We start from the raw sequence: 23,473 nt of genomic DNA on the forward strand, positions 1-23,473 counted from the left end.
GGCGACCGGACTTCGACCGGTGACCTACTGATCCCGTCCGGACCAGGTCCGGGCGGGATCCTCCTCTGTCCGAACACCAGGTTCTGGCTTGGCCAAGCCCTTGCCGCTCGTTGGCCACCTCTTCATCGTTTCACGCCTCCCCTCCTCACCGGCCGCCCGGGAAAGTTCGGAAGGGCCCGCAAAAAGGGCCCGTCCGAGCTTGAGAAGGGGATGTTCATGGCCGAGTTGACGCGACGCAGACTCCTTGGCTCAGCGGCAGGCGCCGTCGCCGGTAGCGCGGCACTCTCACTGCTGCCGCCCAGCGTGCAGAAGGCGGTCGCGGCCGGACCGCCGCGCCACGGCTCCCTGCGCGACATCGAACACGTCGTCATGCTGATGCAGGAGAACCGCTCGTTCGACCACTACTTCGGCACGCTGTCCGGCGTGCGCGGCTTCAGCGACCCGCACGCGCAGAAGCTGGCCCATGGCAAACCGGTCTTCTACCAGCCCGACGCGGTGAACCCGAAGGGCTATCTGCTCCCGTTCCACCTGGACACCCACACATCGAGCGCCCAGGCCATCCCGTCCACCAGCCACGCCTGGTCCGTTCAGCACGAGGCGTGGAACGGCGGCCGGATGGACCAGTGGCTCCCCGCCCACCGCAAGGCCGACGGCCTCAACGGCCCGTACGTCATGGGCTATTACACCCGCGAGGACATTCCCTTCCAGTTCGCGCTGGCGGAGACCTTCACCATCTGCGACAACTACTTCTGCTCGGTGTTCGGTCCGACCTGGCCGAACCGGCTGTACTGGATGACGGGCACCCTCGACCCGAACGGCACCCATGGCGGCCCGATCCTGAACAACACGGCCCCCACCCCGTACCGTTGGACGACCTACGCCGAGCGGCTGCAGTCGGCGGGCGTCAGCTGGAAGGTCTACCAGCAGGACGACGACTACGGCTGCAACATGCTGGAGAACTTCCAGACCTTCAAGAACGCCAGACCCGGCGACGAGCTGTACGAGCGCGGGGTGCGCCCGCAGCCGGAAGGCACCTTCGAGGACGACGCCCGCAACAACCGGCTGCCGGCCGTCTCGTGGATCATGCCGACGAGCTACCAGTCCGAGCACCCGGACTACCTTCCGGCGGCGGGCGCGGACTTCGTGGCCCAGAAGATCGAGGCCATCGCGTCCCATCCGAAGGTGTGGGCGAAGACGGCCTTCATCCTCAACTACGACGAGAACGACGGCCTGTTCGACCATGTGGCGCCGCCGACCCCGAAGCCCGGTACGACGGACGAGTTCGTCCAGGGCCTGCCGATCGGCGGCGGCTTCCGGGTCCCCGCGATCATCGTGTCGCCCTGGACCGTGGGCGGCTGGGTCGCGGGCGAGCGCTTCGACCACACGTCGGCACTCCAGTTCCTGGAGCGGTTCACGGGCGTACGGGAGCCCAACATCACCCAGTGGCGCCGCCGTACCTTCGGCGATCTGACCTCGGCCTTCCGCTTCTCCGACGCCCAGCACCGCCCGCCGCACCTGCCGGAGGACACGGCCGAGCAACTGGCACAGGCGAAGGAGGAGGTGGCCAAGCTCCCGAAGCCGACGCTGCCGGGAGCCCACCAGAGCTTCCCGCGGCAGGAGCGGGGGCACCGGCCGCGTACCTGACCCTTCCGGATCCGGATCAGGCCGGGTCCGGTGCGCGGTACGGGACCCGGCGCACTCGGTATGGGACCCGGCGCAAGGTCAGCCGAGCCCCAGAAGACCGCGCATCCGGGCGTACTTGGCCGTGAGCCGGTCCCTGGTCGGGGTGTCCAGTGCGGCCAGCCGCCGCGGGTCGGCGTTGTGCGCGATATCGGCTTCCTTGATCAGCAGCGCGCCCGGAACCGCGAGGATCCGGGCCGCGTAGGCCTCCGGGCTCTCCCCCGTCCGCTTGGTCATGGCGAACACCATGTCCTTCACACCGCGCGACAGCGGTGCTTCCTCCAGCCAGGCCGCGCTCAGCGCACCGTCCTCGACCGAGTCGTGCAGCCAGGCGGCGGCGATCTGCTCATCGGTGCCGCCGCGTACGGCGACTCCTTCGGCGACCGCCGCCAGGTGCACGGTGTACGGCCGGCCCGCCTTGTCGGTCTGCCCGGCGTGCACCCGGCGGGCGAGCGCCTCGACCTCGGGCAGGCTCAAGTGGCCGCCGGGCCTTCCCGGCACGGGGGACGGTGCGGTGTGTGCTCCGGCCGGCTGTCCGGCCTTCTCCCAGTTCGCCATGTGCCGTCATGATAGGCGGGTTTCCGAACTCATCTACGATCAACAGCGTGTGCGCACATGTCATCGTCGCTGAAGACGACGAGAAACAGGCCGAACTGGTACGCCGATACCTGGAACGCGAGGGCCACGCGGTCACGGTGGTGGGTGACGGCCTGGCGGCCCTGGAGGAGGTACGGCACGGAACACCGGACCTCCTGGTCCTGGACGTGATGATGCCGCGCGCCGACGGACTGGACGTCGTACGGATCCTGCGCGCCGAGTCACGGGAGCTGCCGGTGCTCATGCTGACGGCCCGTACCACCGAGGACGATCTGCTGCTCGGGCTCGATCTGGGCGCGGACGACTACATGACCAAGCCGTACAGCCCGCGGGAGCTGATGGCGCGGGTCCGCACGCTGCTCCGCCGCTCGCAGCGGTCCCCGGTGACGGCGCCCGTCGCCGATCCGCTGCTGGCGGTGGGCGCGCTGGTCGTCGATCCGGAGCGGCACTCGGTGTCGGTCGGCGGCCGGCCGGTCGACTGCACCCCGGGCGAGTTCCGGGTGCTGGCCGCGATGGCCGCCGAGCCCGACCGGGTCTTCACCCGGCAGCAACTGCTGGCCGAGCTGCACGGCTTCGACCGGTACATCAGCAACCGCACGGTCGACGTACACGTCATGAACCTGCGCAAGAAGATCGAGACGGCCCCGCGCAGGCCCGCCCGGCTGCTCACCGTGTTCGGCGTCGGCTACAAACTGACCGACCCGGCGAAGGGCGCCCACCTTGCGTCGCAGTAGTCGCATCAGTCGCAGCAAGAATCCCGGTGAAAGCCGGGCCGGGCGTGTGGCGCGGACGCGGCTGCCGCTGCGCAAGAGTCTGCTCGGCCGGCTGCTGGCCGTGTCGGCGCTGGTGGCAGCGTGTTCGGTGGTGGCGACCGCCTGGCTCGCCGCACAGACCACATCCGGTGCGATCAAGCAGGAGCAGGGCCAGAATCTCACCGCCGACACCCGCATCTACAACACCCTGCTCGGCTACGCCGCCGCGCATCCCCGGTGGGACGGCGTCGAGGCGACGGTACGCGAACTGGCCCGCCAGTCCGGCCGCCGGATCGCCCTGACCACGGAGAACCACCAGTCCCTCGCCGACTCCGCGGCGGCCCGGAAGCCGCTGCCGGCGCTGCCGCCCCAGGTGTCGGCGGTCGTCGACCCGCTCTCCCTGGACACCACGCTGGCGGCGCGGAGTTCCGCCAAGACCGACACATCGGCCGACCGGATCGACCCACGGGCGGTCGGCCCGTTCCGGCTGCCCGCGTCGGAGCGCGAAAGGCTGAAGAAGGCCGCCGACCACGCCGTGACCTGCCTCAGCGGCCTCGGGATCGCGTCGGACGCGGTGGTGGGGCCGAGCGGCCGTCCCCGTATCCAGCCGGTGGGCAACGACCCGGACCGCACGCAGGGAACGAGGTGCGGGACGGAGGCGCTGGACGCCCCCACCCCGACCGAGCGGAAGGCGCTCACCGCGCTCAACCACCTGGCGGACGCCTGTCTGGACCGCCAGCACCGCCCCGCGATACAGCTGAGCCTGAACCTCTCGTGGAACGAGTCGGCCGCCGTGGCCGCGGTCCCCGAGCCGAAGGCGGGCTCGCGACTCGCGTCCCCCGAGCCCACTCCCGTACCGCCGAGCGTCCGCAACAGCGACGACGACCGGGCCATCGCGTCCTGCGTCGGCACCGCGCGCCGCGAACAGCTCAGCTCGTACGTCGCGTCGCCCGCCCTGCTGTTCATCGGCGACCAAGGCGGGGCCACGGTCCCTGGGTTCAACCTCTCCCCGGCCAACACCGCCCGTATCGCGGGTGTCGCGGCTCTCGTTCTCGCCCTCACCGTCGGCGCTTCGGTGCTCGCGGGAGCCCGGCTGGTACGCCCGCTGCACGCGCTCACCAACGCGGCGCAGCGGATGCGGGACGGCGGAAGCTCGGAGCCCGTCGAGGTCACGACGGACAACGAGATCGGGCGGCTGGCGGCCACGTTCAACGACATGTCGGCGCACCGCGCACGTCTCGAGGAGCAGCGCAAGGCGATGGTGAGCGATGTCGCGCACGAGCTGCGCACCCCGCTCAGCAACATCCGCGGCTGGCTGGAGGCCGCACAGGACGGCCTGGCCGAACCCGACCCGGCCTTTGTCTCGTCGCTCCTGGAGGAGGCGGTGCAGTTGCAGCACATCATCGACGACCTCCAGGACCTGTCGGCCGCCGACGCGGGGGCGCTGCGGCTGCATGTGGAGCCGGTACGGATCCAGGACCTCCTGGGCCAGGTCGCGTCGGCCCACCAGGCCCGCGCGGAGACGGCGGGGGTGACACTGACGGTGACCGGCGCACCACCGGGAACCCCGGCGCTGGTCCTGGCGGCCGACCCGGTGCGGCTGCGGCAGGCGGTGGGCAACCTGGTCTCCAACGCGGTACGCCACACACCGCCGGGCGGACAGGTCACGCTGCGGGTGCGGGGCGGCACGCCGGATCCGGCCGGAGGTCCGGCCACGGATGCGCCCTTCACGAAGGCGGCCGTCACTGCGCCCTTCACGGATGCGGCCTTCACGGAGGCAGTGGTGGAGGTGGCCGACACCGGTACCGGTATCCCCGCCGAGTACCTTCCCTATGTCTTCGACCGCTTCTGGCGCGCCGAGAAATCACGTAACCGCCGTACGGGCGGCAGCGGCCTGGGTCTGGCGATCGTCCGCAAACTGGCCGAGGCGCACGGCGGCACCGCGAGTGCGGCGAGCGCGGAGGGAGAAGGCTCGGTCTTCACCCTCCGGCTGCCCCTGGGACGGCCGGAGTTGGCAACGGACGGGGCCGACGAGCCGGCCGGGAGAACACAGAGCCCGGCGGCTGAAACATCGCCGCCCTCGCCCTGATCCGATGACCACAGCGTCCTGACAGCTTCCTCATAACTGCTTGCCAGTCTGTCGCTGTGCCCGGCGCCTGCTGCGAACCGCAGCCAGGAATCACCAAGGCCGGGCTGGAACTGGAGCTGTTCATGTCCCCTCGTCTGTCCCTGCGTACCGCTGTGCTCGCCGCCGTGGCGGTCGGCACGGTGATCGTCCCTTCGACCGCCGCCTTCGCGTCCGACAGCCCCAAGCCCGTTGCCCCCAAGGCTGAGCCGTCGGCGGCTTCGTCCGCCCGCGGCACCGCCAAGGCCGAGCCGTCCGCGGTGCCCTCCGACCGCAGGTCCGAGGCCGCGAGGCGGGCGGCGGCCGAGCGGCCGACGGTGGCCCCGCGAGGTGGCGTGGCCGCGGGCGACAAGCCCACCCCGGCGGCGCGGGCCGCCGCACCCGCCGTGAACCCCCGGGACGCCAAGGCCAAGGCAGCGGCCGCCACGCCGCGAGGCGGTGTCGCCGCAGGTGAGCGGCCCGCCGGGAACAGCAGCAACACCACGGCGCTCATCGGCTCGGCAGCCGGGGCCGCCCTTCTCGCGGGCGCGGGCACCATCGTCCTGCGCCGCCGCTCCGCCGCACAGCGCAACGGCTGACGCACCCCCCAGCAGTGGCGCCGTCCGTCACCGGGCGGCGCCACTGCCTGCGTCCCGCGCCCTCACCCGTGTTCTCCCCCAGCCCCGCGCTGCTCTCCCGTAGCCCTGAACGTCCTGGAGCCCTCATGTCCCGTACGCACCAGCCGATATGGCGATCCGCCGCACTGTCCGCAGCAGCCGTCTGCCTCACCCTGGCAGCGCTCACGGGCTGTTCGTCCGGGTCCTCGGACTCAGGGCACAAGTCCACCGCTACGGCAGGCACCGAGTCGGGCTCCGACGCCGGCAAGAGCACCGCGACCGGAGCCAAGACCGACACCAAGCCGGACACGAAGCAGCCCGCGCCCCCGACAGAGGTGTCGATCCCGTCGATCGGGGTGAAGAGTTCGCTGCTGCAGCTCGGCCTCAACGCGGACCGCACGGTCGAGGTCCCGCCGGCGGACAAGGGCATGACGGCGGGCTGGTACACGGGCAGCGCCACCCCCGGCGAACCGGGAGCCGCCGTCCTGATCGGCCACAACGACACCCGCTTCGGCAGGGCCGTCTTCCACGACCTCAGGAAGATCCACAAGGGCGCGGACATCGCCGTCCGCAACACGCTGGGCAAGACAGCCCACTTCACGGTCACCGGCACGGAGAGCGTCAGCAAGAAGGCGTTCCCGACCGACCAGGTCTACGGCAAGACCACGGACCGCGCCCTGCGCCTGATCACCTGCGACGGATCGTTCGACGCACAGGGCCACCCGGTGAACAACCTGATCGTCTTTGCCACGCTGCACTGACCGCCGGCCCCTCCCGGAGCCGTTGCCCCGGACGGTCAGGGACCGAAATCCAGGGCGTTTTATCTTCTCTATACAAAGCACCCAAACAGGCGCAAAATGGAACTTGCGCGGCTTAGCCGTGCAAACGCGGTCGGACTTGCAGCAGAGAAGGAGGCGAGTCGCATGGCCGACGTCTCACACACAAGAGGCGATCTAGCAACCCACCCCGACGTTCCAGAAATGCGGGCCCGGTATGACCGGATGCTCGGCGGGCGCGATGTGGTGCTCGTGGACGGGCCGGTGTTCCTCGTCGGTGTGTACTGCGCGGTGTCCGCGTGGGTGATCCACTTTTCGAGCACCCAGTCGGCGCTGACATTCCACAACCTCATCATGGGCATCGCGATCGCCCTGCTGGGCCTCGGATTCACGGCCAGGCCGGAGCGGATGTACGGCCTCAGCTGGGCCATGGTAGTCATGGGCGCCTGGCTGGTCGTTGCCCCGTGGGTCGTGGGCAGCCACCCGGACAAGGGCATCATCTGGAGCAACGCGGTCATCGGAGGCGTCACCGCCCTACTCGGGTTGGTGTGCACCGTCGTAGCAGCCAGGCGTAGTCGTACCGCTCACGCGGCGGGCTCCATGGGTTCCAGCGGAGCAAGCCGCCTCAGTCGCGCACGGCGACCCGACCGCGCCGACTGATGTGACGTCCAGCGAAAACGGGAAGTGACAGGAGTACGAAGAGACGGGTGGTGTGGACCGGATATCCGGTCCACACCACCCGTCTCTTCGTACTCGAAGTGTCCGAGGGGGGACTTGAACCCCCACGCCCGATAAAGGGCACTAGCACCTCAAGCTAGCGCGTCTGCCATTCCGCCACCCGGACAAGGTGCCTGTCGACCGCGTCGTATTTCCCCGCGGCGACAAGGACAACAATACCAGGGGTTTGCGGTCGCCCTCACCTGCATTTGCCGTGGTCAGCGGCGGGCCGCGCGCAGCGGCCCGCGCTCTTCGGTGACTCCTCACCGCCGTCGGCACCCTGGGTTACCGATGGCTCACCATCGGTGTCCGGGGACGCCCCCGAGGGCTGTCAGGGCTGGAGCTGGTAGTCCGGGAAGTTGCCCGGCGCGCCCTCCCCCGCCGAGCCCTCCGTCACCGCGTGGACCAGTAGCTCACCGCCCACGAAGGAGCCGCGCCATGATGCCCCGTGGCCGCCGAAGAGCTCGTCGCGGTCGCCTCGCGAGCGTGGCTTGGAACGGCCGACCTTGAAGGCCCGGATCTGCGGAGCCAGCCGCTCGTACGTCTTGGGGTCGTCGGTCGACAGGGTGGCGACCAGCGCTCCGTTGGAGACGTTCATGGCGGCCAGCAGTTCCGCCTCCGTATCGACCAGGACGATGGAGTCGACCGGACCGAAGGGCTCGGCGTGGAAGAGCGGGGAGGACGGCGGCGGGCTGAGCAGTGTGACCGGAGCAAAGTAGGCGCCGGTGTCCTGGCCGGCGAGGAAGCGGCCGCCGGCCAGGCTTCCCCGGTGCAGCGGGATCGCGCCGCGGTCGATGGCCCCGGCCACCTGGTCGTCCAGTTCCCTGGCCTTCGCCGCGTTGATCAGCGGCCCGAAATCCAGCTCGGGGAGCGGATCCGCGGGGTCCTCGACAGCCAGGGGGTGGCCCGTACGGATGGAGCGTACGGCGGGCAGATACGCCGCCAGGAACGCGTCGAACGCGCTGCGCTGCACGACGAACCTCGGGTAGGCCGTGCACCGCTGCTTCCCGTAGTCGAAGAGCTTGGGAATCACCGCGGAGAGCGCGGACCAGTCCGTGTAGTTCCAGAAGCCCCAGGTGTTGAGCCCCTCCTGTTCGAGGATGTGCCGCTTGCCGAGGTCGGCCACCGCGGTGGCGATCCTCGCCCCCGTGTCACGGCCGCCCACGAACGAGACACACCCGATCTCCGGGGAACGGACCAGAGCCTCGGAGAGCTCACCGCCGCTGCCGCTGACGAGGGTGACCGGAACGCCCTCCCTCGCCGCGAGTGCGCAGGCCAGTGTCAGACAGGCGACACCACCGTCGGTCGGCGCCTTGGCGATGACCGCGTTTCCGGCCAGCGCCTGCACCAGCATCGCGTGGACCAGCACCGACATCGGATAGTTCCAGCTGGCGATATTGGAGACCGGGCCTTCGAGCGGGGCCCGGCCTTCGGTCATCGCCTCGATACCGGCGACGTACCAGCGCACACCGTCGATGGCGCGGTCGACATCGGCCGTGGCCAGCCGCCAGGGCTTGCCGATCTCCCAGACCAGCAGGAGGGCCAGCAGTTCGCGGTGGGCGGTGAGCGCGTCGAGCGTGGCGGAGACCCTGGCACGGCGTTCGGGCAGCGGGACGTTCCGCCAGGCGCGGTGCTGGTCGAGGGCCGCCCGTACGGCCTGCTGGGCGGTGGGGGCGTCGAGGCGTGGCGGGCCCGCGATGCGGCTGCCGTCGACCGGACTGGTCGCGGGCAGCGCACGCCCGTCGGCCCGCCATGCGCCGTTCCAGAGGTTCAGTACGCGGTCGTCCCTGAATGCCTCGGGCGCGACGGCGAGGCAGCGCTGCCAGGCGTCGGCCCAGGAGGTTCCGGGCTTGAGGGTGAGGGTGGGTGCCATCGGTGGTCTCCGCTCATGAGGGGCGGGGCAGGTGGTGGCTTTCCTGGTACGGCGGTCCTGCCGGTCTTGGTGGTCCTGGTGGTCTTGGTGGTCCTGGTGGTCTTGGCGGTCCTGGTGGTCTTGGCGGTCCTGGCGGAGTCGGCGCTGTGCGGCAGTGCCGCGGTCAGCGGACGCCCTGTGCCGTGCCCCGCAGGGCCGTGAGACGCGCCAGGACCAGTGCCGCGGTCTCCGAAGGGGTCGAGCCGACACTCACGCCCGCCGCTTCGAGGGCCGCCTTCTTGGCCTGGGCGGTTCCCGACGAGCCCGAGACGATCGCTCCCGCATGTCCCATGGTCCTGCCCTCCGGAGCCGTGAAGCCCGCGATGTATCCGACCACGGGTTTGGTGATGTGCCCGGCGATGTATGCGGCGGCCCGCTCCTCGGCATCACCGCCGATCTCTCCGATCAGGACGATCAGCTCGGTGTCCGGATCGTCCTGGAACGCCGTGAGGCAGTCGATGTGTGTGGTGCCGATGACGGGGTCTCCGCCGATACCCACGGCCGATGAGAAGCCCTCGTCGCGCAGCTCGTACATCAGCTGGTAGGTGAGCGTGCCGGACTTGGAGACCAGTCCGATCCGGCCGGGGGTGCCGGCGATGTCGGCGGGAATGATGCCGGCGTTGGACTGTCCTGGGCTGATCAGGCCCGGACAGTTGGGTCCGATGACACGCGTGCCCCGGTTTGCGGCGTACGCCGTGAAGACTACCGCGTCGTGCACGGGGACGCCCTCCGTGATGACCACGGCGAGGCCGATCCCCGCGTCGGCGGCCTCGGCGACCGCGGCTCCTGCGGAGGGCGGCGGGACGAAGACGACGGTGACGTCGGCCCCGGTGGCCTCGATGCCCTCGCGCACCGAGCCGAAGACCGGGACGGTCACACCGTCGAAGTCGACGGGCAGTCCGGCCTTGCGGGGGTTGACTCCGCCGACGACGCGCGTCCCCGCGGCGAGCATCCGCCGGGTGTGCTTCATGCCTTCGGCGCCGGTCATGCCCTGGACGAGTACCTTGCTCTCCGCGGTGAGGAAGACGGCCATCTCAGGCTCCCGGGTCGGTGTGGGCCACGGCGTGGGCGCCGGTGAGGGCATCGGCCGGCGTGGCATCGGTGGGTACGGCACCGGAGGGTGTGCCGGTGCCCGCGAGGACGGCTGCCCGGCGGGCCGCGCCGTCCATCGTGGTGACCTGCTGGACGAGTGGGTGGGCGCGGCGGTCGAGGACCGCACGGCCCGCTGCGGCGCTGTTGCCGTCGAGCCGTACGACCAGCGGCTTGGTCACCTCGACCGACTCCAGGGCCTGGACGATGCCGTCGGCGACCGCGTCGCAGGCGGTGATACCGCCGAAGACATTGACCAGGACCGACTTCACCTGGGGGTCGGAGAGGACGAGCGCGAGGGCGTCGGCCATCACGCGGGCCGACGCGCCACCGCCGATGTCGAGGAAGTCCGCAGGCCGGGCGCCGCAGCCGGCGACGACGTCGAGGGTCGACATGACGAGGCCGGCGCCGTTGCCGATGACGCCGACCTCGCCGTCGAGCCGGACGTAGTTGAGCCCCTTGGCCAGGGCCTGCGCCTCCAGCGGACCGCCGTACGGCTCGGTTTCGTCCGCGCCCCAACGCGCCTGCCGGAAGCGGGCGTTGTCGTCGAGGGTGACCTTTCCGTCGAGGGCGAGCAGCCCGCCGCCGGTGGTCCGTACGAGCGGATTGACCTCCACCAGCAGGGCGTCCTCGTGGACCATGACCTGCCAGAGCCGCTGGAGCACGCCGGCTGCCCCGGCGGGCAGGCCCGCGGCGTGCGCGATCGCTTCGGCCCTGGCCGCGGTGACGCCTTCGGCCGGATCGACGGGGACCCTGACCACGGCGTCGGGCCTGGCCGCCGCCGTCTCCTCGATCTCCGTACCGCCATCGGCCGACCCGATGGCGACGAAGGTCCCCGCCGCGCGGTCGAGGACGTAACTCACGTAGTACTCCGCCTCGATGTCGGCCGGCCGGGCCAGCATGACCTTGTGGACCGGGTGGCCCTTGATGTCCATGGCGAGCATCTGACGGGTGGTCATTTCTGCTGCGGCCGGGTCCGCCGCGAGCTTCACACCGCCCGCCTTGCCCCGGCCGCCGGTCTTCACCTGGGCCTTGACCACGACGCGGCCACCGAGGAGTTCCGCGGCGCCCGCGCCTCGCGCGGGGCGGCGACGACGGCCGCGTCCGGTACCGGGATGCCGTGGGCCTTGAAGAGTTCCCTTGCCTGGTGCTCGTACAGATCCATGCCCGTACCTGCTCCCTGTGCTGTGAAGGAAAGTGCCGCACGCCCCCTGGACACCAACCACCGGATGAGGGATAACAAGTTCATACAGTATTCGTCGACTGTATGCAATCTGCGCGCAGCTCGACCAGAGCTCCAGTACCCCTACGAAGGGAACGGACTTCGCCATGCCCGACCCCAGCCAGGACCTCATCTCCGGTGGGCACTTGGTCGCCAAGGCGCTCAAAGCGGAGGGTGTTGACGTCGTCTACACACTCTGCGGTGGCCACATCATCGACATCTACGACGGCTGTGTGGACGAGGGCATCGAGGTCGTCGATGTCCGCCACGAGCAGGTCGCCGCCCACGCCGCCGACGGCCACGCGCGCATCACCGGCAAGCCGGGCTGCGCCGTCGTCACGGCGGGTCCCGGCACGACCGATGCCGTCACCGGTGTCGCCAACGCGTTCCGGGCCGAGTCACCCATGCTGCTGATCGGCGGTCAGGGAGCGCTGAGCCAGCACCGGATGGGGTCCCTGCAGGACCTCCCGCACGTCGACATGATGACGCCGATCACCAAGTTCGCCGCCACCGTGCCGCACACCGCACGCGCCGCCGACCTCGTCTCGATGGCCTTCCGCGAGTGCTACAACGGCGCGCCGGGCCCGTCGTTCCTGGAGATCCCTCGTGATGTGCTCGACGCCAAGGTGCCGGCCGCACAGGCCCGTGTCCCGGAGGCCGGCCGATACCGGGCCTCGACCCGCTCGGCCGGTGATCCGGCCGGTATCGAGAAGCTCGCCGATCTCCTCGTCCACGCGGAGAAGCCGGCGATCCTGCTCGGCAGCCAGGTGTGGACGACCCGGGCCACCGAATCGGCGGTCGAGCTCGTCCGTACGCTCAATGTCCCCGCGTACATGAACGGCGCGGGGCGCGGGACACTGCCGCCCGGCGACCCGCACCACTTCCAGCTCTCCCGGCGCTACGCCTTCTCCAACGCCGATCTCATCGTCATCGTCGGCACCCCCTTCGACTTCCGGATGGGATACGGGAAGCGCCTCTCGCCGGACGCCACCGTGGTCCAGATCGATCTCGACTACCGCACGGTCGGCAAGAACCGGGACATCGACCTCGGGCTCGTCGGCGACGCGGGGCTGATCCTGAAGTCCGTCACCGAGGCGGCGTCCGGCCGGGTCAACGGCGGTGCGGTCCGGCGGAAGGCCTGGCTGGACGAGCTGCGGGCCGCCGAGCAGGTGGCGATCGAGAAGCGGCTGCCGTCGCTGAAGTCGGATGCCTCGCCCATCCACCCGTACCGCCTGGTGAGCGAGATCAACGACTTCCTCACCGAGGACTCGGTCTACATCGGCGACGGCGGCGACATCGTCACCTTCTCCGGGCAGGTCGTGCAGCCCAAGTCGCCCGGCCACTGGATGGATCCGGGGCCGCTGGGCACGCTCGGCGTCGGCATCCCCTTCGTGCTCGCCGCGAAGAAGGCACGGCCGGACAAGGAGGTCGTGGCGCTCTTCGGGGACGGGGCCTTCTCGCTCACCGGCTGGGACTTCGAGACGCTGGTCCGCTACAACCTGCCCTTCGTCGGGATCGTCGGCAACAACTCGTCGATGAACCAGATCCGTTACGGCCAGGCGCAGAAATACGGCCCGGAGCGCGAGCGGGTCGGCAACACCCTCGGAGACGTCCACTACGACGAGTTCGCCCGGATGCTCGGCGGCCACGGCGAGGAGGTCCGCGACCCGGCCGACATCGGACCGGCGCTGCGGCGCGCCCGCGAGTCGGGCAAGCCCTCCCTCATCAACGTCTGGGTCGACCCGGACGCGTACGCACCCGGAACCATGAACCAGACCATGTACAAGTAGGGGAGCCCCGCCATGACCAAGGCTCTTGAGGGCGTACGCGTCCTCGACATGACCCACGTCCAGTCCGGCCCCTCCGCCACCCAGCTGCTGGCCTGGCTCGGCGCCGACGTCGTCAAACTCGAAGCGCCGCACGGCGACATCACCCGCAAGCAGCTGCGGGATCTGCCCGATGTCGACTCGCTCTACTTCACGATGCTCAACTGCAACAAGCGGAGCATCACCCTCAACACCAAGTCCGAGCGCGGCAAGGAGCTCCTGACCGAGCTGATCCGCCGGTCGGACGTGATGGTGGAGAACTTCGGCCCCGGCGCCGTCGACCGGATGGGTTTCACCTGGGAGAGGATCCAGGAGATCAACCCACGGATCGTCTACGCCTCCATCAAGGGCTTCGGCGAGGGCCCGTACACCAACTTCAAGGCGTACGAGGTCGTCGCCCAGGCCATGGGCGGGTCGATGTCCACCACCGGCTTCGAGGACGGTCCGCCGCTCGCCACCGGAGCGCAGATCGGCGACTCGGGCACCGGTGTCCACCTCGTCGCCGGGATACTCGCGGCGCTCTTCCAGCGTGAGCACACCGGCCGCGGCCAGCGCGTCAACGTCGCCATGCAGCACGCCGTACTGAACCTCTGCCGGGTGAAGCTGCGCGACCAGCAGCGGCTCTCGCACGGCCCGTTGGCCGAGTACCCGAACGAGGACTTCGGCGACGAGGTGCCGCGCAGTGGCAACGCGAGCGGCGGCGGGCAGCCCGGCTGGGCCGTCAAGTGCGCGCCGGGCGGCCCCAACGACTACGTGTACGTCATCGTCCAGCCCGTCGGCTGGCAGCCGATCAGCAGGCTGATCGGCCGGCCCGAGCTGGCCGACGACCCCGACTGGGCCACGCCGGAGTCCCGCCTGCCCAAGCTCGGCAAGATGTTCCAGCTGATCGAGGAGTGGTCGTCGACCCTTCCCAAGTGGGAGGTGCTCGACCAGCTCAACGCCCACAACGTGCCCTGCGGACCGATCCTCTCCACCAAGGAGATCATCGAGGACACGTCCCTCGCCGCGAACGAGATCGTGGTCGAGGTCGAACACCCGGAGCGCGGCACCTTCACCACCGTCGGCTCGCCGCTGAAGCTCTCGGACTCCCCCGTCGATGTGCGTACCTCGCCGCTGCTCGGCGAGCACAACGGGGAGGTGTACGTGGGTGAACTCGGCCTGGGCCACGAGGAACTGCGGCTGCTGAAGACGGACGGAGTCATCTGATGGGGCAACAGGACAAGGCGGCGGTACGGGCGGTGCTCGACGCCGCGCTGGCCGGTGGCCGCCGGGCGCTCACCGCGCCGGAGGCGAAGCTGATCGCCGACGCGTACGGCATTCCGGTCCCGGCCGAGGCGCTGGCCGAGTGTGCGGACGAGGCCGTCGCGCTCGCCGACCGGATCGGGTTCCCGGTGGTGCTGAAGATCGTCTCTCCGGACATCGTGCACAAGACGGACGCCGGCGGGGTGCGGGTCGGAGTGCGGTCCGCCGCCGAGGTGCGGGCCGCCTTCACCTCGATCGTCTCCAACGCCCGTGCCTACAGCCCCCAGGCGGCCATCAAGGGCGTCCAGGTCCAGCAGATGGTGCCGGCCGGCACCGAGGTACTGGTCGGCACCGTCACCGACCCGACCTTCGGCAAGATCGTGGCCTTCGGCCTCGGCGGGGTGCTGGTGGAGGTGCTCAAGGACATCACTTTCCGTCTCGCACCCGCCTCGCGCGACGACGCGCTGTCGATGCTGGACTCGGTCCGGGCCGCCGAGGTGCTCCGCGGGGTCCGCGGCGGGGCTGCCGTGGACCGCGCGGCACTCGCCTCGCTGATCACCGGGGTCTCCGGACTGGCCGCCGACTTCCCGGAGATCGCGGAGATCGACCTCAACCCGGTCTTCGCGTCCGAGGACGGGGTGATGGCCGCCGACGTACGGATCCTGCTCGACCCGTCGCCCGTGACACCGCGGCGCAGCTACAGCCGCGCCGAGATCCTCACCTCGATGCGCCGGCTGATGGAGCCGCGGTCGGTCACCGTCATCGGCGCTTCCAGCGAGGACGGCAAGATCGGCAACTCGGTGATGCGCAATCTCGTCGACGGCGGGTTCGCCGGGGAGATCCACCCGGTGAACCCCAAGGCCGACGACATACTCGGCCGTAAGGCGTACAAGAGCGTGCTGGATGTTCCCGGTGAGCCGGATGTGGCGGTCTTCGCGATCCCCGCGAAGTTCGTCGCGGCCGCCCTCGAAGAGGTCGGGCGCAAGGGCATACCGAACGCCGTGCTGATCCCCTCCGGCTTCGCCGAGACCGGGGAACACGCCCTGCAGGACGAGATCGTGGCGGTCGCCGAGCGGTACGGAGTCCGGCTGCTCGGCCCGAACATCTACGGGTACTACTCGACGTGGCAGGACCTGTGCGCCACGTTCTGCACGCCGTACGACGTCAGGGGCGGGGTGGCGCTCACCTCGCAGTCCGGCGGGATCGGCATGGCCATCCTCGGGTTCGCCCGTACGACGAAGACCGGTGTCTCGGCCATCGTGGGGCTCGGCAACAAGTCGGACCTGGACGAGGACGATCTGCTCACCTGGTTCGGCGAGGACCCGCACACCCAGTGCATCGCCATGCATCTGGAGGACCTCAAGGACGGCCGGGCGTTCGTCGAGGCGGCCCGGGCGACCGTGCCGAAGAAGCCCGTCGTGGTGCTGAAGGCGGGCCGTACCGGTGCGGGCGCCAGGGCAGCGGGTTCGCACACCGGCGCGCTGGCCGGTGACGACGCGGTGTACGAGGACATCCTGCGGCAGGCGGGAGTCATCCGGGCACCGGGTCTCAACGACATGCTGGAGTACGCGCGTGCGCTGCCCGTGCTGCCCACGCCCCGGGGCGACAACGTCGTCATCATCACCGGGGCCGGGGGTTCGGGGGTGCTGCTCTCGGACGCGATCGTCGACAACGGGCTGTCGCTGATGGAGATTCCGCCGGATCTGGACGCGGCGTTCAAGGCGTTCATCCCGCCGTTCGGGGCCGCCGGCAACCCCATCGACATCACCGGCGGTGAGCCTCCGGCGACCTACGAGGCGACGATCCGGCTCGGCCTGGAGGATCCGCGGATCCATGCGCTGGTGCTGGGCTACTGGCACACGATCGTCACTCCCCCGATGGTCTTCGCGGAGCTGACCGCGCGCGTCGTCGCGGAGTTCCGGGCGCGCGGCATCGAGAAGCCCGTCGTGGCGTCGCTGGCCGGTGACGTCGAAGTCGAGGAGGCCTGCCAGTACCTCTACGAGCGGGGAGTCGTCGCGTACCCGTACACCACGGAGAAACCGGTGGAGGTACTCGGCGCGAAGTACCGCTGGGCCCGGGCGGCGGGGTTGCTCGGCTGACCCCGCCTCCTCGGAGCGAAAGGTTTGGACAGGGGGCGCTGGCCAGTTCTTTCGAGACCAAGGGGACCTGATGAGTACAGGGAACGAACGGTCGGCGGCCGGGACGGTCGCATACCGGGAAGTGTCGGACAGCAAGGGCCGCGTCTACCGCGTCGGCGAGACGGACCGGGATCTCCTGGGCCACTCGCGCAAGCTCATGGTGTATCTGCCGTGGGTCGCGATGATGGCCATCAGTGTGTCGGAGTACGCATACGGTTCGGCCGAGGACACTCTCTCCTCGGCTCATGGGTGGACGCAGAGCAACACCTTCTGGATTCTGAGTGTCTGGGTCTTCTTCCAGGCCGGAATCGCCTTCCCCGCGGGCTGGCTGCGGGAGAAGGGGATTCTCAACGCCCGCCGGGCGACGGTTCTGGGCGCTGTTCTCTGTCTCGTCGGTTTCGTCGCACTCGCCCATCTCGACAATGTCTTCCTGGCGATCTGCGGTTTCGGCGTCATCGGCGGACTCGGCTCCGGCCTCGTCTACGCCACCTGTATCAACATGGTCGGCAAGTGGTTCCCCGAACGGCGCGGTGCGAGGACGGGGTTCGTCAACGGCGGATTCGCCTATGGGTCACTCCCCTTCATCTTCATCTTCAACTACGCCTTCGACACCTCCGATGCCGCCGAGGTACTGGATCTGATCGGTGTCTATGTGCTGATCGTCGTGGTGGTCTGCGCGTGGTTCTTCAAGGACCCGCCGAAGAACTGGTGGCCGTCGGAGATCGACCCGCTGAACTACAGCGGCAACCGGAAGAGCGCACGGAGCCTGGCCAAGAATCCGCCCGCGGTGAAGCAGTTCACCCCGATGGAGGCCATCAGGAGCGGCATGCTCCCGTTGATGTGGGTCACCGTGGTCATAACCGCCGGTGTTTCGATATTCGGTATCTCCTTCCAGGTCGACTTCGCGAAGCAGGTGGGCTTCGGCCCGCTCGTGGCGGCCACGTCCATGGGCTTGATGGCGGTCGTCAACGGCGTCGGCAGGGCGGTGGTGGGCTGGCTATCCGATCTGTGGGGACGCAAGCTCACCCTGTTCTTCGTCATCCTGGTCCTGGGTCTCGCGCAGTTCGGCGTGATCTGGGCCGGTGACATCCACAGCGAGTGGCTGTTCCTGGTCTTCGCGTTCCTGTCCGGATTCGGCGGCGGTGCGTTCTACCCGATGTTCGCGGCCCTGACCCCGGACTACTTCGGAGAGAACTACAACGCCACCAACTACGGTCTGGTGTACAGCGGAAAGCTGGTCAGCGGACTGTTCGGCGGCGGGCTGGGGTCGATGGTGGTCGACGCCTGGGGGTACAACGGCGCGTACGCACTCGCCGGGGGCATCTCCGTGGTGGCCGCGGTCATCGCGCTGCTGCTGAGGCAGCCGGGGCGGCCACGCGCCGCCGGTATCGCTCCGAACCCGCTGCCGGTCAGCAGGGAAGCCGTCTGATCCGGGCCCTCATCGGGGTGCGGAACGGCGCAGCGCAGCAAGTGGCCCTCCACACGGCTCGGTTCGAGCCGCGCGGAGGGCCGCTGCCGTCGCCGTGTACCGGCTGTCCGCACCGGATGGCGGCAGGACCGCACCGGCGGCCCTGCCGGCCGCCGGGCATCCGGGCGTTCAGCCCTTCTCGCGCTGGTGGTAGGTCGTACGGGTGTGCTCCGTGTGCGCCTGCATGACCGCTGTCGCGGCCTGCTCGTCCCGTGCCGAGATCGCCGCGATCAGCGCCCGGTGCTCGGTCCAGGACTGGGTGCCGCGCTGCCTGGCGACCGGCTGGTAGTACCAGCGCACCCGCCGGTCCACCTGCCCCGCCAGCTCCGACAGGACGACATTGCCGGCCAGTTCCATGACCTTGGCGTGGAACTCGGCGTTGGTCGCCACGGCCAGGTCGACGTCGTCGTCCGCGACCGCACGCTCGCCCTTGGTGCACAGCTTCTCCAGCGCGGCGATTCCCGCGGACCCGGAGTTCGCCGCGGCCAGGCGTGCGGCCTCGGCCTCCAGGAGCGTACGGACCGAGAGCAGCTGGTCGGCCTCCTGCTCGGTGGGCTCATGGACGAACGCGCCCTGTGCGGGCCGCAGATCGACCCACCCCTCGGTGTTGAGCCGCTGCAGCGCTTCGCGCACCGGCTGGCGGGAGACTCCGAGATGTCCTGCGAGTTCACTCTCGACCAGATGCTGGCCCGGGGTCAGCGCCCGTGTGGTGATGAGTTCGAGCAGCGCCTCGTACACCCGCTCACGCAGCGGTCCAGGCCGTTCGAGCTTCGGTACGGCCCCTTGCGGCAGTCCTGTGGACAACATCACGGTCCCCCTTCTGACCCGGAGGGGCCAGCGGCGTGTCGGCGTAGAGCGATTGGCTATCGTCTACAGTCTACCGAGCGCAATGCGCCGTAACCGGACTACCCGGCCCCAGTGACGTACCCCTCACCCGCTCCCCGCGGCCCGGCCCCGGGGGGCGCGGCCGGCGGCGGGGCAGCGGTGCGGGAGGGGCGCGCGGGCCGTCACGGGCAGCGGACGACCTGCCCCGCGTACGAGAGGTTCCCGCCGAAGCCGAAGAGCAGGACCGGCGCTCCGGACGGGACCTCCCTGCGCTCCACCAGCTTGGACAGGGCCATCGGGATACTGGCCGCCGACGTGTTGCCGGAATCGACCACGTCCCGTGCGATCACCGCGTTCACGGCGCCGATCTTCGCGGCGAAGGGCTCGATGATCCGCAGGTTGGCCTGGTGCAGCACGACGGCCGCCAGCTCCTCGGGGGTGATCCCCGCCTTCTCGCAGACCTTGCGGGCGATGGGCGGCAGCTGGGTGGTGGCCCAGCGGTAGACGGACTGCCCCTCCTGAGCGAAGCGCGGCGGTGTCCCCTCGATCCGCACGGCGTCCCCCATCGCGGGGACCGAGCCCCACAGCACCGGGCCGATGCCGTCGTCCGCGCAGGCCTCGACCACGGCTGCGCCCGCGCCGTCCCCCATCAGGACACAGCTGGAGCGGTCGGTCCAGTCGGCGATCTCGGTCATCTTGTCGGCACCGATCACCAGAGCACGCTCGGCCGACCCGGCGCGCACCGCGTGGTCGGCCACGGCCAGGGCGTGGGTGAAACCCGAGCAGACGACGTTGACATCCATGGTCGCGGGCGAGCCCATGCCCAGCTTGGCGGCCACCCGGGCCGCCATGTTCGGCGAGCGGTCGATCGCCGTGGAGGTCGCGACGAGTACCAGGTCGATCTCGCCCGGCGCGAGCCCGGCGGCGGCGAGAGCCTTGGCTCCGGCCTGGGCAGCGAGTTCGTCCACCGGCTCGTCCGGTCCGGCGATGTGGCGGGTCTTGATGCCCACCCGGGTCCGAATCCATTCGTCGCTGGTGTCGACAAGGGCGGCGACATCGTCGTTGGTGAGCACCTTGGCCGGCTGGTAATGGCCGAGTGCGGCGATGCGTGTTCCGGTCATGCCCGGGACCCCTCTGCTGCTGATGTCAGGAGCCCTCCAGTCTCGTCAGCGACTCACGGGTACGACGGCATGTAAAGCAACAGGATTCGGGCGTTCCTCTTGGAGGCTTCGGATCACCGCCGGGCGTGGACCGGGCGGCAGCGGCGGGCGGGGAAGTGCGGCACCACCCCTTGTCGACCGAAGCCCGATACTGTAGACACTATTTTGTCGACAGAGTGTGCGTACGTCGGCAGACTTCGAGCACTCCGAGTGATCACCCGGTTTCCATCGGTACCTTCGACCGAACGGAGAGCCCTCGTGAAAGTCGCAGTTCTCGGCGCCGGAGCGATCGGCGCCTATGTCGGAGCCGCGCTGCACCGCGCCGGCGCCGACGTCCATCTGGTGGCCCGTGGACCGCACCTGGCGGCCATGAGGCGGGACGGAGTCCATGTCCTGAGCCCGCGCGGTGACTTCACCGCACGGGTCCACGCCACGGACGACCCGGCAGCCATCGGCCCGGTCGACTATGTCTTCCTCGGCCTCAAGGCCAACTCGTACGCGGCGTGCGGGCCGCTCGTCGCACCGCTGCTCCAGCGGCACACCGCACTGGTCGCCGCACAGAACGGCATCCCCTGGTGGTACTTCCACCGGCACGGCGGCCCGCACGAGGGCCACCGCATCGAGAGCGTCGACCCCGGCGGCGCGGTCACCGCCGTCCTGGCACCCGAGCGCGCGGTCGGCTGCGTCGTGTACGCGGCGACGGAGCTGGCCGGGCCCGGGGTGGTCCGGCACCTGGAGGGAACCCGGTTCTCCATCGGCGAGCCGGACCGGTCGACATCGCGGCGCTGCCTGGACTTCAGTGCCGCGATGACGGCGGGCGGCCTCAAGTGCCCCGTCGAGGGCGACCTGCGCAAGGACATCTGGATCAAACTGCTCGGCAATATCTCCTTCAATCCACTGAGCGCCCTCACCCGGGCGACCATGCGTCAGATGTGCGTCCACCGCGACACCCGCAGGGTCATCGAGGTCATGATGGCCGAGACGCTGCAGGTCGCCACGGCGCTCGGCAGCCGCCCCGACATCTCCATCGAGAGGCGGCTGGCCGGCGCGGAGCGGGTGGGCGACCACAAGACCTCCACGCTCCAGGACCTGGAGAAGGGCAAGCCGCTCGAACTCGACGTGCTGCTCGCGGCGGTGGTCGAGCTGGCCGGGGTGACCGGCGTCCCGGTGCCCACGCTGCGGACCGTGCACGCCATGGCGGACCTGCTGGGCCGTTCGACCACCGCACCGGCGGCACCACCCGCGACGAGTGCGACGAGCGCGACCGCCTGACCGGGCCCGGCCGACCCGCAAATCCCTTGCGCGGGGCTTCCGTTCGGCCGTCGCCTACAGGATACTGTATGCAATTGGGCGCTGATCATCTCCATGAGGTCATCTCCATGAGGAGCGCAAGCGTGAAGAAGCGAGACCGAATCCCGAAGACCTACGCCCGGCTCACCCATCCCCTGGTGCGTGACAGCAACGGCACGCTGCGCAGGGCGAGTTGGGACGAGGCGCTGGACCGGGCCGCCGAGGGCTTCCGGGCGGCGCGCGGCGCCTTCGGGATGTTCTCCTGCTCCCGGGCCACCAACGAGATGAACTATGTGGCGCAGAAGTTCGCCCGGGTCGTGATGGCCACCAACAACGTCGACTCCTGCAACCGAACGTGCCACGCGCCCAGTGTCGCGGGGCTCTCGGCGGCGTTCGGTTCCGGCGGCGGCACCTCGTCGTACGGAGAGGTCGAGCACACCGATCTGATTCTGATGTGGGGCTCCAACGCCCGGTTCGCCCATCCGATCTTCTTCCACCACGTACTGAAGGGGATCAGGAACGGCGCCCGGATGTACGCGGTCGATCCGCGCCGCACTTCGACCGCCGAGTGGGCGGAGAGCTGGCTCGGGCTGAACGTCGGCACCGACATCCCGCTGGCGCACGCCGTGGGCCGCGAGATCATCCACGCGGGCCTGCACAACAGGGCGTTCATCGAGCGGGCCACGACAGGGTTCGACGCGTACGCCGCCGAGGTCGAGCCGTGGACGCTCTCCGCCGCCGAGCAGGTCACCGGGGTACCGGCGGAGGCCATCCGCGACCTGGCACACGCCTACGCACGCGCCGAGCGGGCCCAGCTGTGCTGGACGCTGGGCATCACGGAGCACCACAACGGCACCGACAACGTACGGGCGTTGATCAACCTCTCGCTGCTGACAGGACACGTCGGCCGGTACGGCTCGGGCGTACAGCCGCTGCGCGGGCAGAACAATGTGCAGGGCGGCGGCGACATGGGCGCCATCCCCGACCGGCTGCCCGGCTTCCAGGACATCCTGGAACCGGCGGTCCGCAGCAAGTTCGAAGCCGCCTGGGACACCGTCATCCAGCCCTCGTACGGTCTCAATCTGACCCGGATGTTCGAGGCCATGGAGAGCGGCGGCCTGAGAGCCGTCTACTGCGTCGGAGAGAATCCGGCCCAGTCCGAGGCCGACAGCGAACAGGCCGTGGACCGGCTGCGGCGGCTCGACTGCCTGGTCGTGCAGGACATCTTCCTGACGAAGACCGCGGAACTGGCCGACGTGGTACTGCCGGCGACCGCCGCCTGGTGCGAGACCGACGGCACCACGACCAGCAGCGAACGGCGGGTGCAGCGGGTGCGCAAGGCGGTCGGCCCGCCCGGCGAGGCGCGCGAGGACATCGAGATCATCTGTGACCTCGCCGGGCGGCTCGGCCATCCCTGGAAGTACGCCGACGCGGAGTCCGTCTGGAACGAGCTGCGGTCGGTCTCCCCCGAGCACTGGGGCATGACGTACGAGCGTCTTGAGGAGCACCAGGGCATCCAGTGGCCGTGCCCCGACACCGGGAAGCTCGAACCGCCCTTCCTGCACGCCAGGTTGTGGGAGTCCGAGCCGGGACGGCGGGGCCGGCCCGCGCCGTTCGGAATCGTCCGGCACGACCCGCCGGTCGATCTCACCGACGAGGGCTTCCCGATCCGGCTGACGACCGGGCGGCGGCTCGACTCGTACAACACCGGTGTGCAGAGCGGCAGTTTCGCCTCGCCGCTGCGGCGGGGCGAGTACATCGAGCTCTGTCCCGAGGACGCCGCGGCGTACGGGGTGGAGGCGGACGAGGAGGTACGGATCGCCTCACGGCGCGGTTCGGTCGTCGCCCCGGTGTGGATCGACCCCGGTCTGCGTCCCGGTCTTGCCTTTATGACGATGCACTTCCCGGACGAGGTGGACACCAACCAGCTCACCATCGAGGCGAACTGCCCGATCGCCGGCACGGCCGAGTTCAAGGCGTCGGCCATCCGGATCGAGAAGCTGTCCGCCGCGGTGGTGACGGACAGCACGGACAGCATCGCGGCCGTGAGGAGCTGAC

Annotated in this window: 16 protein-coding genes, 1 tRNA gene and 2 pseudogenes; 12 read left to right on the plus strand and 7 right to left on the minus strand. The window is 69.9% G+C overall.

The genetic code is table 11. The features are described from left to right. Positions 1-216 precede the first annotated feature (216 nt). Positions 217-1,644, plus strand: a complete 1,428-nt coding sequence (locus tag OG210_RS00950; RefSeq protein WP_371534778.1) for an alkaline phosphatase family protein — start codon at positions 217-219, stop codon at positions 1,642-1,644. 78 nt (positions 1,645-1,722) lie between these two features. Here OG210_RS00950 and OG210_RS00955 read toward each other — a convergent pair whose 3' ends face one another. Further along, entirely contained in the window at positions 1,723-2,157 is a 435-nt protein-coding gene (locus OG210_RS00955) for an HD domain-containing protein (RefSeq protein WP_328335674.1), read from the minus strand. A gap of 128 nt (positions 2,158-2,285) precedes the next feature. On the opposite strand from OG210_RS00955, the gene OG210_RS00960 reads away from it, so the two are divergent. The 5 genes and pseudogenes from OG210_RS00960 to OG210_RS00980 all read left to right on the plus strand — a co-directional run. Continuing rightward, positions 2,286-3,011 carry a response regulator transcription factor gene (locus OG210_RS00960; protein WP_328333639.1) on the plus strand — a complete coding sequence of 242 codons (726 nt, stop codon included), beginning with the start codon at positions 2,286-2,288 and terminating at the stop codon, positions 3,009-3,011. Between the two features lie 46 nt (positions 3,012-3,057). Further along, positions 3,058-5,118 (plus strand): sensor histidine kinase, encoded by a 2,061-nt coding sequence (locus OG210_RS00965; RefSeq protein ID WP_371534780.1) that lies wholly within the window; start codon positions 3,058-3,060, stop codon positions 5,116-5,118. 122 nt (positions 5,119-5,240) lie between these two features. Next, positions 5,241-5,732: a hypothetical protein gene (locus OG210_RS00970; RefSeq protein WP_371534782.1), complete on the plus strand. Its 492-nt coding sequence runs from the start codon at positions 5,241-5,243 to the stop codon at positions 5,730-5,732. Between the two features lie 125 nt (positions 5,733-5,857). Continuing rightward, positions 5,858-6,511 carry a class F sortase gene (locus OG210_RS00975; protein WP_371534784.1) on the plus strand — a complete coding sequence of 218 codons (654 nt, stop codon included), beginning with the start codon at positions 5,858-5,860 and terminating at the stop codon, positions 6,509-6,511. 162 nt (positions 6,512-6,673) lie between these two features. Beyond that, a pseudogene (locus OG210_RS00980) lies at positions 6,674-7,102 on the plus strand (SPW repeat protein); the annotation flags it as partial. Between the two features lie 183 nt (positions 7,103-7,285). Here the strand turns inward: OG210_RS00980 and OG210_RS00985 are convergent. The 4 genes and pseudogenes from OG210_RS00985 to sucC form a co-directional block, all read right to left on the minus strand. Then, a tRNA-Leu gene (locus tag OG210_RS00985) sits at positions 7,286-7,370 on the minus strand. 204 nt (positions 7,371-7,574) lie between these two features. Then, positions 7,575-9,116, minus strand: a complete 1,542-nt coding sequence (locus tag OG210_RS00990; RefSeq protein WP_328333631.1) for an aldehyde dehydrogenase family protein — start codon at positions 9,114-9,116, stop codon at positions 7,575-7,577. 163 nt (positions 9,117-9,279) lie between these two features. Beyond that, positions 9,280-10,188, minus strand: coding sequence for a succinate--CoA ligase subunit alpha (gene sucD, locus OG210_RS00995; protein ID WP_328333629.1), 909 nt, complete (start codon positions 10,186-10,188; stop codon positions 9,280-9,282). A gap of 94 nt (positions 10,189-10,282) precedes the next feature. Next, a pseudogene (gene sucC / locus OG210_RS01000) lies at positions 10,283-11,409 on the minus strand (ADP-forming succinate--CoA ligase subunit beta); the annotation flags it as partial. A 164-nt stretch (positions 11,410-11,573) separates the two neighbouring features. Here sucC and OG210_RS01005 point away from each other — a divergent pair. The 4 genes from OG210_RS01005 to OG210_RS01020 all read left to right on the plus strand — a co-directional run bounded on the left by OG210_RS01005 (position 11,574) and on the right by OG210_RS01020 (position 18,101). After that, positions 11,574-13,256 carry a thiamine pyrophosphate-binding protein gene (locus tag OG210_RS01005; RefSeq protein WP_328333625.1) on the plus strand — a complete coding sequence of 561 codons (1,683 nt, stop codon included), beginning with the start codon at positions 11,574-11,576 and terminating at the stop codon, positions 13,254-13,256. 12 nt (positions 13,257-13,268) lie between these two features. Beyond that, positions 13,269-14,498: a formyl-CoA transferase gene (frc, locus tag OG210_RS01010; protein ID WP_328333622.1), complete on the plus strand. Its 1,230-nt coding sequence runs from the start codon at positions 13,269-13,271 to the stop codon at positions 14,496-14,498. Then, the gene (locus tag OG210_RS01015; RefSeq protein WP_371534787.1) at positions 14,498-16,633 is read left to right on the plus strand and encodes an acetate--CoA ligase family protein; all 2,136 of its coding nucleotides are present in this window, start codon (positions 14,498-14,500) and stop codon (positions 16,631-16,633) included. Before frc ends, OG210_RS01015 begins: the two co-directional genes overlap by 1 nt. A 70-nt stretch (positions 16,634-16,703) precedes the next feature. Then, positions 16,704-18,101 (plus strand): OFA family MFS transporter, encoded by a 1,398-nt coding sequence (locus tag OG210_RS01020; protein WP_371534789.1) that lies wholly within the window; start codon positions 16,704-16,706, stop codon positions 18,099-18,101. Positions 18,102-18,269: 168 nt separating this feature from the next. On the opposite strand, the gene OG210_RS01025 is transcribed toward OG210_RS01020, so the two are convergent. Both OG210_RS01025 and OG210_RS01030 read right to left on the minus strand, forming a co-directional pair. Then, complete coding sequence (locus OG210_RS01025; protein ID WP_328333616.1) at positions 18,270-18,947, minus strand: GntR family transcriptional regulator; 678 nt, start codon at positions 18,945-18,947, stop codon at positions 18,270-18,272. A 200-nt stretch (positions 18,948-19,147) separates the two neighbouring features. After that, positions 19,148-20,086: a beta-ketoacyl-ACP synthase III gene (locus OG210_RS01030; RefSeq protein WP_328333614.1), complete on the minus strand. Its 939-nt coding sequence runs from the start codon at positions 20,084-20,086 to the stop codon at positions 19,148-19,150. Between the two features lie 297 nt (positions 20,087-20,383). Between OG210_RS01030 and OG210_RS01035 the strand changes: the two genes are divergently transcribed. After that, the gene (locus OG210_RS01035; RefSeq protein ID WP_328333613.1) at positions 20,384-21,397 is read left to right on the plus strand and encodes a 2-dehydropantoate 2-reductase; all 1,014 of its coding nucleotides are present in this window, start codon (positions 20,384-20,386) and stop codon (positions 21,395-21,397) included. A gap of 107 nt (positions 21,398-21,504) precedes the next feature. Next, a complete protein-coding gene (locus OG210_RS01040; protein ID WP_328333611.1) occupies positions 21,505-23,472 on the plus strand; it encodes a molybdopterin-dependent oxidoreductase in 1,968 nt (655 codons plus the stop codon). The last annotated feature ends 1 nt before the right edge of the window (position 23,473 follow it).

Origin of the sequence: Streptomyces sp. NBC_00466, from assembly GCF_041433995.1 — a bacterium.
Lineage (GTDB): Bacteria > Actinomycetota > Actinomycetes > Streptomycetales > Streptomycetaceae > Streptomyces.

Coding starts and splice junctions, on each gene's coding strand:
- OG210_RS01030 (WP_328333614.1), bottom strand. CDS start 20,086: ATGACCGGAACACGCATCGCCGCACTCGGCCATTACCAGCCGGCCAAG.
- OG210_RS01020 (WP_371534789.1), top strand. CDS start 16,704: ATGAGTACAGGGAACGAACGGTCGGCGGCCGGGACGGTCGCATACCGG.
- OG210_RS00975 (WP_371534784.1), top strand. CDS start 5,858: ATGTCCCGTACGCACCAGCCGATATGGCGATCCGCCGCACTGTCCGCA.
- OG210_RS01040 (WP_328333611.1), top strand. CDS start 21,505: ATGAGGAGCGCAAGCGTGAAGAAGCGAGACCGAATCCCGAAGACCTAC.
- OG210_RS00970 (WP_371534782.1), top strand. CDS start 5,241: ATGTCCCCTCGTCTGTCCCTGCGTACCGCTGTGCTCGCCGCCGTGGCG.
- OG210_RS00950 (WP_371534778.1), top strand. CDS start 217: ATGGCCGAGTTGACGCGACGCAGACTCCTTGGCTCAGCGGCAGGCGCC.
- sucD (WP_328333629.1), bottom strand. CDS start 10,188: ATGGCCGTCTTCCTCACCGCGGAGAGCAAGGTACTCGTCCAGGGCATG.
- frc (WP_328333622.1), top strand. CDS start 13,269: ATGACCAAGGCTCTTGAGGGCGTACGCGTCCTCGACATGACCCACGTC.
- OG210_RS00990 (WP_328333631.1), bottom strand. CDS start 9,116: ATGGCACCCACCCTCACCCTCAAGCCCGGAACCTCCTGGGCCGACGCC.
- OG210_RS01015 (WP_371534787.1), top strand. CDS start 14,498: ATGGGGCAACAGGACAAGGCGGCGGTACGGGCGGTGCTCGACGCCGCG.
- OG210_RS01005 (WP_328333625.1), top strand. CDS start 11,574: ATGCCCGACCCCAGCCAGGACCTCATCTCCGGTGGGCACTTGGTCGCC.
- OG210_RS01025 (WP_328333616.1), bottom strand. CDS start 18,947: ATGTTGTCCACAGGACTGCCGCAAGGGGCCGTACCGAAGCTCGAACGG.